Genomic DNA, 14858 nt, shown 5'->3' with positions numbered 1-14858 from the left:
CGCCCGCAGCCCACGGCAGTTGACGGAAGTCAACGGGCGGCCGGGAACCCGACGGGGTTCCGGCCGCCCGGCCGCCGCTCGAGCGTCCCCACCACCATTCGCTCCAGAGGTACTCACCATGACCCAGCCGCCCCAGCCTCCGAACCAGCCGCCGCCACCGGGCGGTTTCGGCGCCCCGCAGGACCAGCCCCCGCAGGGCCACAGCTTCGACAAGCAGCCCGAGCCCGGTTACGGGTACCCGCAGCAGCCCCAGGCCCCCGGCACCCCTCCGCCGCCGGCCGGCGCTCCCGCGACCCCGCCGCCCCCGGCCCAGGCCCCGACCGCCCCGGCACAGCCCGCCGTCGCGCCGGGCACGCCGCCGCAGCAGCCCGCCGACCTCGCGCAGCAGCCGACGATGATCGCCGGTCAGGCTGCGTACGGCTACCCGGGCCAGCCGGGCCAGCAGCAGACGCCGCCTCCGCCCCCGCCGCCGGGCACGCCCCAGGGCGTCGCGCCGGGGCAGCCTGGTCAGCCGGGCTACGGCTACCCGGGCCAGCCCGGTCAGCCGGGCCAGCCGGGTCAGCCGGGTGCGTACGCGCCGTACAGCCAGCAGCCGGTGACGATGGTGCCGCAGCCGGGCGGGCCCGGCGGTGGCGGCAAGAAGGTCAGCCCGACCGTCTGGATCATCACGGCGGCCGTGGCCGCGATCGCGCTGATCGTCGGCGGCGGTGTCTGGTACGCCTCCTCCGACGGTGACAAGAAGGACGAGTCCTCGTCCTCCTCCGGCGGCAAGGGTGGCGAAGGCGGCGAGGGCGGCGAGAAGGAGTCGGGCGGCGGTCTGGAGAAGATCCCCTCCGACCCCAGCGCCAAGGTCCTGCTCCAGGTCCCGCAGCCGGACGTGCCCAAGGACGATGTCCGCAAGGTCATCGGCTCCTGGATGAACGACAAGATCTACGCGAAGTCGGGCTGGGCCGAGGTCATCGGCTACGACCTGAACTCCGGTACCAAGACCTGGACGCTGCCGCTCGCCGGTGAGGCCTGTGGCGGTTCCAAGGAGATCAGCAAGAGCGGCATCGCGGTCGTCCTGCACGCTCCGGCCAAGCCGAAGAGCAAGGACGACTACCAGCAGTGCACCGAGGTCACGGCGTTCGACCTGAACAGCGGCCAGAAGAAGTGGACGCAGCACGTCGAGGTCTCCGACCAGGTCCTGGCCTTCGAGGAGGTGGCGATCTCCGGCGACACCGTGGCGGCCGGTGGCGGCACCGACGGCGGCGCGGCCTTCGACATCAAGAAGGGCGACGTCCTGTGGAAGCCCAAGGTCGGCGCCGCCTGTGAGGACGCCGGTTACGCGGGCGGCGACCAGCTGATCGCCATCTACAAGTGCGGCAGCCTGGACGACGCCACCTTCGAGGTGCAGGGTCTCAACCCGAAGGACGGCAACCCGGTCTGGAAGTACCCGCTCCCCGCGGGCTCCGAGTGGCCGAAGATCGTCTCCACCAACCCGGTCGTGGTCGGCGCCGAGACCGGCGAGGAGGCCTCCGGTGCCGGAGGCATCTCCAACGTCTTCTCGCTGTCCCAACAGGGCACGCTGCGCTACAAGTTCACCCTTGAGGCGGACATGTACACGCACGACTGCGACGCCACCAAGGTCAACAGCTGCTCCGGCCTCGCCGTCGGCAACGACCGCCTCTACCTGCCGACCGCCGAGCACGAGGGCAGCGGCGAGTCCTACGAGCGGACCAACGAGATCGTGTCCTTCTCGCTGGCCAACGGCAAGCCGACCCGGGACCGTGTGAACGCGGGCAACGGCTACAAGATGTTCCCGATCCGCATGGACGGCACCAACATCCTCGCCTACAAGGACGGTCCGTACGACAAGGGCGCCCAGGTCGTCACCATCGACAGCAAGACGCTGAAGATGACCAAGCTCCTGGAGACGCCGTCCGACCAGACGGTGGTCCGCGCCCTGAACAGCATGCTGCCCGAGCGCTCCGAACTGCTCTACGGCAACGGCCACTTGTTCATCGGCGAGGAGCTCATCAGCAAGCCGAGCTCCGGGGACGACTTCAACTACTCGGCGATGGGCTTCGCCCGCAAGGACTGATCCCGGGGTGCAAGTACCCGGCCCGGTCTGAGAGTTGAAGATACCTGAAGCGCCAAGAGGGCCCCGTACCGCAGGAGTTGCGGTACGGGGCCCTTTGACGTGTACGAGGCGCCGTCTGTTCGGTTCGCCGTCTGTGCGTTCCGCCGCCTGTTCGGTTCGCCGTCGTTTCGGTTCGGGGCCCGTTCAGCCGTCTTCGGCCGCGAGGTCCAACTCGCGGCCGTCGGGCAGCAGTAGCGCCGAGTCCGCGTGCAGAGTCAGGCGTATGGGTGCGAGGGCGGTGGCGTCCAAGGGGTGCTCGCCGGTGCCGGGGTTGCGGACGAAGCGCGGGTGGGCGCCGGCGCTGATCTGCCAGCGGATGCGGTGACCGGCCGCGAAGCGGTGGGCGGTCGGGCTCATCGAAACGGTGATCCGGGCGGGGTCGGCGGCCGGTTCTGCGGCCGGTTCTGCGCTGGGTAGTCGGCCGAGGCCGTCGCAGACGTTGCCCGAGCGGCCCTTCTCGTCCACGTCGCACAGCCGGGCGAAGACCTCCGTGGGGCAGCCGGTGTCGGTGGCGATGCTCAGTTCGGCGGTGACCGTGCCCAACACGTCGACCGGTTCGGTGAGTTGGGGCCCGGTGAAGGTCAGTACGTCGTCCCGGGCCTCCAGGGCGGCGTTGTCGCGCGGGCCCGCGGTGCGCGAGAGCAGCGGGCCGCCCACGGACGGGGTGGGGTCGGCCGGGTCGTAGCGCACCGAGGCGAGTGGCACGGAACCGGTGGGCGCCTCGGGGGTGAGGTGCCCCTCGGCCGTCGGGTACCAGGGCGTGGCGACGGCCGGGCCGGACGGCCAGTCGTCGAGGTCGCGCCAGGTGTCCGCGCCGCCGACGTGCACCCGGACCCGCTTCTCGCGCAACTCCGCGCGGTCGCCGCACAGATGGGCGCGCAGCCAGGCGAGGCTCTCGGCGAAGACCTCGGGCCACCCCTGCTGCAACGCGGAGGTGTGGGTCCAGGGACCGGCGAGCAACGAGGTCTCGCAGCCCGCCCGCCGCAGTCGCGCGTACTGCTCGAAGGTCTGGTCCACCAGCACGTCGTACCGGCCGGTGATCAGCGCGGTCGGCACACTCAGCCGCTCGGCAACCTCGCCCAGCGAGGCGCCCCTCCAGTACGGGTCCTCGGCGTCCGGATGCGCCAACACCTCGTCCACCCAGGGGATTTCACCGCCGCGCGCGGACACGTACGCCGGGCGCAGCGGCAGCGCGGTGGTGAGCGAGCGCAGCCGCCGGTGCAGGCGCAGGGTCGCGCGCAGGAACGGTCCGGTGCCGCGGTGCTGGTGAGTGAGCCCGGCGCCGACGGCGAGGGCGTTCTCCAGGCGGAGCACGCCGTCGGCATAGAAGAGGGCGTAGGGGTCGTGCAGGCCGACCTGTACCACCATCGCCTTCAGCTCCGGCGGCGGATCCACGGCGAGGGCCCACTGGGTGTAGCCGAGGTAGCTGGGGCCGATCGTGCCCAACGTCCCCTTGAACCAGGGCTGTTCACGCAGCCAGGAGACGGTGGCACGGGCGTCGGGTGTCTCGTTGCGCCACAGGTCGAACGCGCCGCCCGAGCCGCCGGTGCCGCGACAGCTCTGCACGACCACATGGAATCCCTGCTCGGCGAAGAGCATGCCGTACATCGGCGACCAGGGCAGACCCCTGCCGTACGGCGAACGCACCAGGAGGGCCGGGAACTCGCCCTCGGCGCGCGGGAAGTAGTGGTCGGTGACCAGCGGACTGCCGTCTGCGGCCGGTACCACCAGACCCGGTTCGAGCCCGGCCTCGTACTGCTTCGCCGGGAGCCCGCGCCAAGTCGCCCTCAGCAGACGGGAGCTGAGCGGCGGCTTCCCGGGGGTCGGTGTCCAGGCCGAGCTGGGCGCGAGGCCGTGCGTGCGGGATGTCATCGGTCCCCTCCTTCTTTTCCGTACGTTGTACGAGAATAGAGCATGCTTGGATGGCAGCCGCCGGGGCGGCCGCGATCCGGGAGTGATGCGAGAGCGATCCGGGGGCTGTCCGGGAGCGATCCGGGAGTGATGCGGAGGCGACTCCGGAGGCGACGTGGCAGCGATTCCGGAAGCGACGAGGAAGTGAATCCGGAAGCGACGTGGAAGAGGGAAGGAGTCGGGACATGCCCCGTGACGCAGGGTCCGGCGGCGCGGGTGTCGACCCGCAGCGGTTGTGGCTGGCATCCGCCGAGCAGCGCCAGGGCCGTAGGCCCGCCTATACCCGTGAGGCGATCATCACGGCGGCCGTCGCGGTGGCCGACGCGGAGGGGCTCGACGCGGTCACCATGCGCCGGGTCGCGGCCGAAGTCGGCGCCGGTGTCATGTCGTTGTACAGCTACGCCCCCGACAAGGAGACGCTCCTGGAGCTGATGGTCGACCACGTCAGCGGCGAACTGCCGACCGCCGACGCGGCGACCGGTGACTGGCGCGCCGACCTGAAGACCATCGGCCGCCTGCAACGCGCCCATATGCTCCGCCACCCCTGGCTGCCCGCCGCCCTGGCCACCCGCCGCACGCCGGGCCCGAACACCCTGGCCTTCCTGGAGCGCGCGCTGGCCGCGCTGCGTCCCACCGGCCTGGACGGCGCGGCGAAACTGGAGATCTTCGCGCAGCTCACCGCCTTCGTCGCGGGGCACGTCGCCCACGAGGTCACCCAGGCGGCGGTCGCCGAGTCCCCGGCCCGGGCCGCGGCGCAGGCCCGTTACCTCGCCGCGGTCGCCGCGGACGGGCGGCACCCGGAACTCGCCGAGGCCCTCGCGGCACCCGGCCGCGCGGTCACTCCCGAGGCCACGTTCACGCGGTTCCTCAACCGCCTTGTGAACGGGCTGGATTCGGACATGGGTACGGAATTGGGCACGGATTTGGGCGAGGGCGAGTAAAGCGGCGGGGCGCCCTCGACACGCTTCTCGCGGATCTCGCGGATCTCCTGGATCAGCCTGCCGGTGGGCCGGGTGGCCCGTCAGTCCGTGCCGCGTCCGCCGCGCGGCCCGGCGTGTGCCCGAAGGTGCGGCGGAAGACGTCGATGAACGCGCTCGCCGAGGACCAGCCGCACCGGTGCGCCACGACCGTCACCGGTGTGTCCTCGGCGAGCAGCACCAGGGCGTGGGAGAGCCGCAGTTGAGTGCGCCACTGCGGGAACGTCATGCCGAGGTCGGCCCGGAACAGCCGGGACAGCGTGCGGTCGCTGGCGCCGACCTGTCTGCCCAGGGCCGTCAGGGTGCGGCTGTCGGCCGGGTCGGCGTACAGGATCTCGCAGACCGCCTTGAGCAGGGGCGCGGTCGGCGTCGGTACGTGCAGTGGCTGCTGGGGCGAGACCCGTAGCTGGTCGCACAGGACGGAGCGCAGGCGCTGTTGTTCCGGGCTGTCGTCCGCCGGGGCGCGGGTGCAGGCGAGGATCAGCTCGCGCAGTAGCGGGCCCACGGTCAGTACGGCGGGCTTGTCCAGGCCGAGCGGGTTGGTGTCCGCGGACAGGCCGATCAGATGCAGTTCGAGTGCGCCGTGCGCGCGATGGGAGTGCACGGTGCCCGCCGGTACCCAGATCGCGCGGGTGGCCGGGGCCGTCCAGGAGCCCGCGCCGGTGGTGACGGCGAGCACGCCCCGGCTCGCGTAGACGATCTGGTGGTCGTCGTGCCGATGGGCGTCGATGGCCGCGCCCGGCGCCAGCAGGCGGACGTCGGTGGGTGCCACCGGCTCATGGCGGATTTCCCTCATTGGTTGGCAGATTATCGGAAGTGCGACAGGGCGGCTCGCGGCGACCATGGCGCCATGCCAGGGACCGAGCCGACCAAGCCGACCGAGACGGTCAAGTCAACGATGCGGATCGAACCGACCGACACGATCGAGACGGCCAAGCGGATCAAACCGAACAAGCCGACCAAGCCGATCCTCCTGCTCTCGGCCGGGCATGCCTGCGTGGACGTCTACCAGGGTGCCGTGGCCGCCCTGGTCCCGTTCTTCGTCGCCGAACGTGCCTACACCTACGCCGCGGCCTCCGGCATCGTGCTCGCCGCGAGCCTGCTGTCCTCGGTCGCGCAGCCCCTCTTCGGCGCGCTCACCGACCGGCACCCGATCCCGTGGCTGCTGCCGGTGAGTACCGTGCTCGGCGGACTCGGCGTGGCGCTGAGCGGAGTCGGCGGCTCCTACCCGATCACCCTGCTGTTCGTGGCGTTGTCCGGTATCGGAGTCGCCGCGTACCACCCGGAATCGGCGCGCGTCGCACGCGTGGCCAGCAGGGGCAGCCACCGCGCCATGGGGTGGTTCTCGCTGGGCGGCAACATCGGCTTCGCGCTGGCTCCCCTCCTGGTCACCGTCGTGATCGCCACCGGTGGGCTGCGGTTCTCGCCGCTGCTGATCCTGCCCGCGCTCGTCGGCAGCGTGCTGACCCTGCCGGTGCTGCGGGCGCTGACGAAGGCGCAGCCCGCCGCTGGTGCCGATGGCGACGGGGGTGTCGCGGAAGGGCGGGACGACGAAGTGCTAGACGACCGGGCCTCGTTCGTGCGGCTGTCGCTGGCGGTGGTGTGCCGGTCGATCGTCTTCGTCGGGCTGAGCACCTTCCTCGCCCTGCACGCCCGGGAACAGACGGGCGGCTCCGCGGCGGCGGGGACGGCCGCGCTGTTCGTGCTCTATCTCGGCGGCGCCGTCGGTACGGTCCTCGGCAGCAATCTGGCCCACCGCTGGGACCGGGTCACGGTGGTGAGCACGTCGTACCTGCTCACCGTCCCCGCGGTCGCCGGAGCGGTGTTCGTACCCGGCCCGGCGCTCTACGTTTTCGTGGCACTGACCTCCATCGGCCTGTACGTCCCCTTCTCCCTCCAAGTCACCCTCGCCCAGGACTACTTGCCCACCCGCGTCGGTACGGCCGGTGGCATCACCCTCGGCCTCACGGTCAGCGTCGGCGGCCTGGCCAGCCCCCTCATCGGTGGCCTCGCGGACGCCACGTCGTTGCGTACCGCGCTGACGCCGCTGATCGTGATGCCGGTACTGAGCTGGCTGTTGTTCCGGGCTCTGCCCGAACCGGCCGTGCCTGGGCGGCTGTTGGGGGAGGGCGGGCGGGAGGCCCGCTGAGTCCAGCCGCTCGTGACGCGTACGACTGCCGGTTGCCGCTCGCCCCCCAAGACGCGGGGCATTATCGGCAGTTGGCCCGCGTCCGGGGCGCCAAGCGTGTAGCTTCCCCTCACGGCGAGCCGGGGCCCGGGGCAGGGGCGAGGGCTCGCGGTGGGACTGTGGGGGGACGAGATGACGGTGCGACTGATGGTGGTCGACGACCACCGGCTGCTCGCCGAGGCGCTGGCCTCCGCGCTGAAACAGCGCGGGCACCGGGTGCTGGCCGCGGCGGCTCCGGCCGCGGGCGCGGCCGAGTTGGTGATCGCCAGGGTTCCCGAGGTCTGCCTGCTCGGCACCCAGGAGCCCGAACGGGCCGGGGTGTTCGACCCCGTGGCGCGGATCAAACGCGAGCGGCCGCAGGTCGCCGTGGTGGTGCTCGGTCCGGTACCCGCCCCGCGCGGCATCGCCGCCGCCTTCGCCGCGGGCGCCTCCGGCTACGTACGCTCCGACGAGCGCATCGAGGGCGTGGAACGGGCGATGCTCAAAGCGCGTGCGGGGGAGTCCGCGGTGTCCCCCGGATTGCTGCAGGAAGCTTTCTGTGAACTGCTGAACCCCGCCACCGCCCCCGACGACGAGGCCACCCGTCTCCTCGCGATGCTGACCTCCCGCGAGGTCGAGGTCCTGGTACGAGTGGCCGAGGGCGAGGACACCCGGCTGATCGCCGCGGGCATGGGCATCGCCCCCTCGACCGCCCGCACCCACGTCCAGCGCGTCCTGATGAAACTCGGCGTCGGCTCCCGCCTGGAGGCGGCGGCACTGGCGGCGCGTACGGGTCTGCTGGACCGCGTGGCGCGGATCGTGCCGCCGCCGACGGTGTCCCCTCCGACAGTGCCGCCCTCGTCTCTGCCGCCGCGTCTGGACAGCGTCAACTAGGCTTTTTGCAGCGGGATTTGGACGGTATGGGTGGGCGGCGCCCACCCGGCCGTTTCTCGGACCGCTGCGGCACGGCACCTTGGCCCCCGCACTCGCGGGGGCCAACGCGCCTACGGTCACTCGTTCGACAGCCCGGAGAACATCCCCGGCTCGTACGACCCTCCGGGGTTGTTCACCATCACGTTCATCCGCGTGGCCGCGTTGATGAGCGCCACCAGGCAGACCAGCGCGCCGAGTTGGTCGTCGTCGAAGTGGACACGTGCCGCGTCCCAGGTCGCGTCGGACACGCCTCCCGCGCTGCTGAGCAGGGTGCCCTCCTCGGCGAGTGCCAGGGCGGCTCGCTCGGCCTCGCTGAACACGGTGGTGTGGCGCCAGGTGGCGACCAGGTTGAGCCTCAGCGCGCTCTCCCCGGCGGCCGCCGCCTCCTTGGTGTGGATGTCGACGCACAGGCCGCACCCGGTGAGCTGCCCCACCCGCAGCGCCACCAGCTCGCGCAGCGTCTTGGGCAGCGGCGACTGCTCCAGGGGCAACGAGGTGTTGTAGAACCGCTTGGCGACCTTCGCGGCGGTCGGAGTGTCGAACAGGTCGAGACGGGGCTTCATGGCTGCGTCCTCACTTCGGGTGTGACGTCGGGCGTCGCGCGCGGCCGCACGTATGAAGTGGTCTGCTGCCGAACGCGGTTGAAGTACACAAGAGGCCGCCCGGGCGCAGTCTGTGACGGTGCGGTGAGGTGAGGAGTGCCACCGCTCAGGGGTGTCACGGATGCGGGGGGAGCGGTGTCCGGGGGCGGACGGCAACCGGGCCGGGACGCGCGAGGTGCGCGTCGCGGCCCGGCTTTCCGGTTGCCGCAGCCTCGGCCAACTACTCCTTGTCCAAAGGCCGTTGAAGCTTCTCGGCTTGCAGCTCCTCCGCCGTAGGCGGCACCACCGGGCGCAAGTGCTGCCAGCCCAGGAAGAACAGGCCGAGGGCCAGCATGCCGAGGCCCGTCCAGAGGTTGATGTTGATGTCCTCGGCCTTCTTCAGGTCCTCTTCGGAGGCGGTGATGCCGGCCAGGGTGACGATGACGCCGTAGATCACGAAGAGGCCGCCGATGATGCGGCGGATGTCGAAGAGGCGGGCGGCGGTCGCCGAGCGGGCCTCCAACTCGCTTACCTGCTGCTGGTATTCGGTCCCGGCGGGGTCGCCGGCCTCGGCGTGCGCGCCGTGGGCCCCGGTCGCGGGGGTGTCGTGTTCGCCGCCCGTCGCGCCGGGCTCGTGGGCCTGGTTCTCGCTCATGTCGCTCGTAGTCCTTTGCGTTTCGCGTCTCGCGTTTCGGGTCTTGGGTCTCGGGTCGGCCGGGTCAGAAGGAGAAGGGGATGTAGCAGACCGCGGCGAGGATCACGGCGCCCCAGCCCAGGAGCGCGGGCTTGCGGTACCAGGCCTCGTCGCCCGCCTCGGGCTCCTCGGCCATGCCGGGCGAGGTCGTGCCGTAGACCAGGCCGGCGAGTTCGGCTACCGGCTTGGGCTTGGTGAACAGCGAGACCGTGAACATCACCACCGCGCCGACGCCGAAGGCGACGATCGAGGAGACGAAGTTGGCGCCCTGGTCGCTCGGGATCGAGATGACGTCCTGCTTGTACAGCCAGAAGTAGTTGAGCATCGCGGCGACGGTGCCCGAGAGCAGTCCCCAGAAACCGGCGGCCGGGGTGGTGCGCTTCCAGAACATGCCGATGATGAACACCGCGAACAGCGGGACGTTGAAGAAGGAGAACAGCGTCTGCAGGTAGTTCATGATGTTGCTGAAGCTGGAGGCGATGAAGGCGGTGCCCATACCGGCCACCACGCCGACCGCGGTGACCACGCGTCCGGTCAGCAGGTAGTGCCGGTCGTCCTGGTTCTTCTTGATGTAGGCGGCCCAGATGTCGTTGGTGAACACGGTGTTGAAGGACGAGACGTTGGCCGCCATGCCCGCCATGAAGGCGGCGAGCAGACCGGTGACCGCGATACCGAGGACGCCGTTGGGCAGCAGGTCCCGCATCAGGACCGGGATCGCGTCGTTGTAGTCGAGTCCGCTGCCCTCCTTGCCGATCGTCGGCTCCATGACGAGCGCGATCAGGCCGGGCACCACCACGACCATCGGGATGAGGATCTTCGGGAAGGCGGCGATCAGCGGGGTGCGCTGGGCGGCGGAGAGGTTCTTGGCCGACAGGGCACGCTGGACCTCGGCGAAGTTGGTCGTCCAGTAGCCGAAGCTCATCACGAAGCCGAGGCCGAGGACGAGGGTGAGCCAGTTCGCGCCGAGCGGGTTGGGGTCGCCGATGCCGGTGCCGTCCCAGGCGGTCACGAAGTTGTCGCCCTGTGAGGCGGTGATCTTGTCGGTCATGCCGCCCCAGCCGCCGACCCGCTTGAGGCCGACGATGGTCAGCGGGATCAGCGCGGCGAGGATCACGAAGAACTGCAGGACCTCGTTGTAGATCGCCGAGGACAGTCCGCCGATGGTGATGTACGCGAGGACGAAGACGCCCGCCACCACGATGGCCACCCACTGCGGCCAGCCGAGCAGTGCCTCGATCACGATCGCCATCGCGTAGAGGTTGACGCCCGCGATGAGCACCGAGGAGACCGCGAAGATCACCGAGGACAGCAGGTGCGAGGACGGGCCGAACCGGTGCAGCAGGAACTCGGGCACCGAGCGGACTTTGGAGCCGTAGTAGAAGGGCATCATCACCAGGCCGAGGAAGACCATGGCCGGGATCGCGCCTATCCAGTACCAGTGCACGGTGTACGCGCCGTACTGCACGCCGTTGGCGGCCATGCCGAGGATCTCGGTGGCGCCCAGGTTCGCGGCGACGAACGCGAGACCGGTGACCCAGGCGGGCAGGGAACGGCCGGAGAGGAAGAAGTCGAGGCTGGTCCGCACCGAGCGGCGGGCCGCGAGGCCGACGCCCAGGACGACGGCGAAGTAGATGCCGAGGATCGTGTAGTCGAGCCAGTTGGTGGGGAGCCGGAGGCCTTCCGCCGCGAGATCAGTCATGGGGGTACCCGCTTCGTAGCGTGAACTGGACCGTGGAACGGGCGGCAACTTACGCGGTTGCGTTCAGAAAATGAACAGGGCCTCTGCGGTTTTTTGTTTGATCGTGATTAGTTCTGGCGTTTCACCCGAAATCGTCAGATCTTTGGGTTGCGGTGGTCACCATGCGTGTGCGGGCGGAGGGGGTGGGTGTCGTTCCGGTGATGCAGGGCGCTCCGTAATGCCTTGCGGTGTCGTTGGGATGCCATCGGAGCGCTGTCGGGATGTCGGAACTCACTACCCCACCCCCTGTTGATTTATTATCTGTTGTGTTTGATTCTGTGTGACGACTGTCGGGTGCGGACGTCACACCGCGAGCGGCGCGGACGCGCACCAGCTCGGTCACGAGCGCGAGGCGGAGGAAACCCGTGAAGAAGACCTCGACCCGGCTTGCCGACGGTCGCGAGCTGATCTACTACGACCTGCGCGACGACGTCGTCCGCGACGCCCCCGACCTGCGGCCGCTGGACGCCGCGGGGCCCGCGCTCGGTGAGGTCCGGCACGACGTACTCCTCGGCGACAGCGTCGCGATCGCCTCGCACCGGCAGAGCCGCACCTACCACCCGCCCGCCGACCAGTGCCCCCTGTGCCCCTCGGCCGAGGGACGGCTGAGCGAGATCCCGGACTCCTCGTACGACGTGGCCGTCTTCGAGAACCGCTTCCCCTCGCTCGACGGGGACACCGGCCGCTGCGAGGTGGTCTGCTTCACCTCCGACCACGCGGCGAGCTTCGCCTCGCTGAGCGAGGAACAGGCCGCCCTGGTGCTCGCCGCCTGGACCGACCGCACCTGCGAACTGTCCCAACTGCCCGCCGTCGAGCAGGTGTTCTGCTTCGAGAACCGCGGCGCGGAGATCGGTGTCACCCTCGGTCACCCGCACGGCCAGATCTACGCCTACCCCTTCACCACCCCGCGCACCGCCCTCATGCGGCGCTCGCTCACCGCCCACCACGCCCGCACCGGCGCCAACCTCTTCGACGAGATCCTGGCCACCGAACTCGCGGGCCCACGCGTGGTGCTCCAGAGCGAGCACTGGGTCGCCTTCGTGCCCTACGCCGCCCACTGGCCCTACGAGGTCCACCTCTACCCGCGCCGCCGGGTGCCCGACCTGCTCGCCCTGGACGAGGCGGCCCGCGCCGAGTTCCCGCGCGTCTACCTCGAACTCCTCGGGCGCTTCGACCGCATCTTCGGCGAGTCGCAGCCGCCCACCCCGTACATTGCGGCCTGGCACCAGGCGCCCTTCACCACCGGGGGCGAGCCGGGCGCGACCCGCGAGGACTTCGCCCTTCACCTCGAGCTTTTCACCATCCGCCGCACTTCCGGCAAGCTGAAGTTCCTCGCGGGTTCCGAGTCCGGCATGAGTGTGTTCATCAACGACGTGCCGCCGGAGTCCGCGGCCGAGCGACTGCGAGAGGTAGCGAGTACATGAGTGGGAAGTACCTGGTCACCGGCGGAGCGGGCTATGTGGGCAGTGTCGTCGCGGCGCATCTGCTCGAAGCCGGCCACCGGGTGACGGTGCTCGACGACCTGTCCACCGGCTTCCGGGCCGGCGTGCCCGAGGGTGCCGAGTTCATCGAGGGCCGCATCCAGGACGCCGCCAAGTGGCTGGACTCCTCCTACGACGCCGTGCTGCACTTCGCGGCCTCCTCGCAGGTCGGCGAGTCCGTGGTGAAGCCGGAGAAGTACTGGGACAACAACGTCGGCGGCAGCATGGCCCTGCTCGCCGCGATGCGCGAGGCGGGCGTGCGCCGCCTGGTCTTCTCCTCCACCGCGGCCACCTACGGCGAGCCCGCCTCCAGCCCCATCACGGAGGACTTCCCGACCGCGCCCACCAACCCGTACGGCGCCTCCAAGCTGGCCGTCGACCACATGATCACCAGCGAGGCGGCGGCGCACGGCCTCGGCGCGGTCAGCCTGCGCTACTTCAACGTCGCGGGTGCCTACGGCGCCTACGGCGAGCGGCACGACCCCGAGTCGCACCTCATCCCGCTCGTCCTCCAGGTCGCCCAGGGCCGCCGCGAGGCCATCTCGGTCTTCGGCGACGACTACCCGACCCCGGACGGCACCTGCGTACGCGACTACATCCACGTCGCCGACCTCGCCGAGGCCCACCTGCTCGCCCTGAAGGCGGCCGAGGACGGTACGCACCTGATCTGCAACCTGGGCAACGGCACCGGCTTCTCCGTACGCGAGGTCGTCGAGACCGTGCGCAAGGTCACCGGACACCCGATCCCCGAGGTCGCGGCCGCCCGGCGCGGAGGCGACCCCGCGGTCCTGGTCGCCTCCGCCGAGGCCGCCCGTACCCGGCTCGGCTGGCGCCCCGCGCGCCCCGAACTGGCCGACATCGTCGCCGACGCCTGGGAGTTCGCCCAGCGCGGGGCGGGCGAGCGGTAGACCCGCGCACGCGGGCGAACAGATCCAGGACGATCAAGGTGATCGTGGAAGGCCGAGGAGAGCAGTGAGCGCACCCGAAGTCCCCGTGGACCAGCGGCAGTCGACGGCCGACGAGGTCGCCGCCGGGTTCCGGAACCTGTACGGTTTTGCGCCCGACGGAGTCTGGGCCGCCCCCGGCCGGGTCAACCTCATCGGTGAGTACACCGACTTCAACGAGGGCTTCGTGATGCCGCTCGCGCTGCCGCACTCGGCCCTCGCCGCCGTCGCACGGCGCACCGACGGCGTACTGCGGCTGCACTCCGCGGACCTCGACGTCCCCCTCGCCGAGCTGCGTACGGACGAGCTGAAGCCGCTGTCGGACGGCGGCTGGGCCGCCTACCCGGCGGGCGTGGTGTGGGCGCTGCGCGAGGCCGGGCACACCGTCGGCGGCGCGGACCTGCACCTCGCCTCGGCGGTGCCGACCGGTGCGGGCCTGTCCTCCTCGGCCGCGCTGGAGGTCGTCACCGCCCTCGCGCTCAACGACCTGTTCGAACTCGGCCTGAGCGGACCGGAGTTGGCGCGGATCGCGCAGCGCGCCGAGAACGACTTCGTCGGCGTGCCGTGCGGAATCATGGACCAGATGGCCTCCGCCTGCGCCCGGCCGGGCCATCTGCTCCACCTCGACTGCCGCGATCTGAGCGTCGAGCAGGTCCCGTTCGACCTGGCCGCACACGGCCTCGGCCTGCTCGTCGTCGACACCCGCGTCAAGCACGCCCTCGGCGACGGGGCCTACGCCGAGCGCCGCGACGGCTGCGAGGAGGGCGCCCGCCTGCTCGGCCTCTCCCACCTGCGCGACCTTCCGTACGAGCAACTGCCCGCCGCACTGGGGAAGTTGACCGACGAGCGGGTGCGCCGCTACGTACGCCACGTCGTGAGCGACGACCACCGGGTGCAGCGGGTCGCCGCGCTCCTGGAGGCGGGTGAGGTACGGGCGATCGGACCCGTCCTGACCGAGGGGCACCACTCGCTCCGCGACGATCTGCGTATCTCCTGCCCGGAGTTGGACCTCGCGGTCGAGGCCGCGAACGCGGCGGGCGCGCTCGGCGCACGGATGACGGGCGGCGGCTTCGGCGGCAGCGCGATCGTCCTCGTCGAGCGGGAGCGGCAGGCCGAGATCGCCGAAGCCCTCGAACGGGCCTTCGTCGAGGCGTCGTTCACCGCGCCGCGGATCTTTCCGGCGGTGGCGGCGCAGGGGGCGCGTCGGGAGCGGTGAGGCGAGGGGGAGGGGCGCGTCCGCGGCCTCGTCCGCCAGTGGACTGCCGGTGGATCGTCGGTGGATCTCCAGCGGATCGCCGGTGGTCCGCTGG

The 14858-nt window shown here is 70.9% G+C and carries 12 protein-coding genes; 7 read left to right on the top strand and 5 right to left on the bottom strand.

Going from position 1 to position 14858, the window contains the following annotated elements; all coding sequences use genetic code 11:
• Positions 1-118: 118 nt before the first annotated feature.
• A complete protein-coding gene (locus HUT18_RS12330; protein WP_176100402.1) occupies positions 119-2083 on the top strand; it encodes a PQQ-binding-like beta-propeller repeat protein in 1965 nt (654 codons plus the stop codon).
• 183 nt (positions 2084-2266) lie between these two features.
• Here the strand turns inward: HUT18_RS12330 and HUT18_RS12325 are convergent, their stop codons facing one another.
• Positions 2267-3994, bottom strand: a complete 1728-nt coding sequence (locus HUT18_RS12325; RefSeq protein WP_176100400.1) for a CocE/NonD family hydrolase — start codon at positions 3992-3994, stop codon at positions 2267-2269.
• A gap of 224 nt (positions 3995-4218) precedes the next feature.
• Here HUT18_RS12325 and HUT18_RS12320 point away from each other — a divergent pair, with 224 nt between their 5' ends.
• Positions 4219-4974, top strand: a complete 756-nt coding sequence (locus HUT18_RS12320) for a TetR/AcrR family transcriptional regulator C-terminal domain-containing protein (protein WP_176100398.1) — start codon at positions 4219-4221, stop codon at positions 4972-4974.
• A gap of 52 nt (positions 4975-5026) precedes the next feature.
• Here the strand turns inward: HUT18_RS12320 and HUT18_RS12315 are convergent, their stop codons facing one another.
• A complete protein-coding gene (locus tag HUT18_RS12315) occupies positions 5027-5806 on the bottom strand; it encodes a helix-turn-helix transcriptional regulator (RefSeq protein ID WP_176100397.1) in 780 nt (259 codons plus the stop codon).
• A gap of 54 nt (positions 5807-5860) precedes the next feature.
• On the opposite strand from HUT18_RS12315, the gene HUT18_RS12310 reads away from it, so the two are divergent.
• Positions 5861-7159, top strand: a complete 1299-nt coding sequence (locus HUT18_RS12310) for an MFS transporter (protein ID WP_254878548.1) — start codon at positions 5861-5863, stop codon at positions 7157-7159.
• A 171-nt stretch (positions 7160-7330) separates the two neighbouring features.
• Positions 7331-8071, top strand: coding sequence for a LuxR C-terminal-related transcriptional regulator (locus HUT18_RS12305; protein WP_176100395.1), 741 nt, complete (start codon positions 7331-7333; stop codon positions 8069-8071).
• A 116-nt stretch (positions 8072-8187) separates the two neighbouring features.
• Here HUT18_RS12305 and HUT18_RS12300 read toward each other — a convergent pair whose 3' ends face one another.
• The 3 genes from HUT18_RS12300 to HUT18_RS12290 form a co-directional block, all read right to left on the bottom strand.
• A complete protein-coding gene (locus HUT18_RS12300) occupies positions 8188-8673 on the bottom strand; it encodes a carboxymuconolactone decarboxylase family protein (protein WP_176100393.1) in 486 nt (161 codons plus the stop codon).
• A gap of 259 nt (positions 8674-8932) precedes the next feature.
• Complete coding sequence (locus HUT18_RS12295; RefSeq protein WP_176104456.1) at positions 8933-9214, bottom strand: hypothetical protein; 282 nt, start codon at positions 9212-9214, stop codon at positions 8933-8935.
• Positions 9215-9410: 196 nt separating this feature from the next.
• Positions 9411-11084: a sodium:solute symporter family protein gene (locus tag HUT18_RS12290; protein ID WP_176100391.1), complete on the bottom strand. Its 1674-nt coding sequence runs from the start codon at positions 11082-11084 to the stop codon at positions 9411-9413.
• A gap of 404 nt (positions 11085-11488) precedes the next feature.
• Between HUT18_RS12290 and galT the strand changes: the two genes are divergently transcribed.
• The 3 genes from galT (at position 11489) to galK (ending at position 14764) form a co-directional block, all read left to right on the top strand.
• Positions 11489-12547, top strand: coding sequence for a galactose-1-phosphate uridylyltransferase (gene galT / locus HUT18_RS12285; protein WP_176100389.1), 1059 nt, complete (start codon positions 11489-11491; stop codon positions 12545-12547).
• A complete protein-coding gene (galE, locus tag HUT18_RS12280; RefSeq protein ID WP_176100387.1) occupies positions 12544-13512 on the top strand; it encodes a UDP-glucose 4-epimerase GalE in 969 nt (322 codons plus the stop codon). The genes galT and galE overlap by 4 nt, the downstream gene beginning before the upstream one ends.
• A gap of 85 nt (positions 13513-13597) precedes the next feature.
• A complete protein-coding gene (gene galK / locus HUT18_RS12275; protein WP_254878986.1) occupies positions 13598-14764 on the top strand; it encodes a galactokinase in 1167 nt (388 codons plus the stop codon).
• Positions 14765-14858: the final 94 nt, after the last annotated feature.

The organism is Streptomyces sp. NA04227 (assembly GCF_013364195.1).
Taxonomy (GTDB): domain Bacteria; phylum Actinomycetota; class Actinomycetes; order Streptomycetales; family Streptomycetaceae; genus Streptomyces.
This window is presented reverse-complemented; position numbering and strand designations above follow the sequence as displayed.